At 46.2% G+C, this 264-nt stretch carries 1 protein-coding gene; it reads left to right on the top strand.

The window, feature by feature from the left end; genetic code table 11:
- Positions 1-41 precede the first annotated feature (41 nt).
- Positions 42-264: hypothetical protein (locus OOT08_RS18890; protein ID WP_442916296.1), on the top strand; the 223-nt coding region annotated here is incomplete at its 3' end.

The following is a 264-nucleotide window of genomic DNA, read 5'->3' as shown; positions in this document are numbered from 1 at the left end:
AAACGTTACGACATAGTAATTATGACGATATTAAGCAGGAAATGAGTGCCTTGGCTTGGAAAAAGGGATATTTCGATGCGGATTTAACCAAAAGCCAGTTAGGCGTGTCTAAAGCGCTTCATCAATCGGTGTGGGAGATTGAGTTCGAGAGTGGGCAGCGCTATCGCTTCGGTAAAGTCACCTTTTCAGGCTCCCAGATTCGGGAGGACTATTTGCAGAGTCTGGTGCCATTCGATGAAGGTGAAGCGTATCAAGCGGAAAAAC

The organism is Leucobacter sp. M11, from assembly GCF_035726885.1.
Taxonomy (GTDB): domain Bacteria; phylum Actinomycetota; class Actinomycetes; order Actinomycetales; family Microbacteriaceae; genus JAPFRB01.
This window is presented reverse-complemented; position numbering and strand designations above follow the sequence as displayed.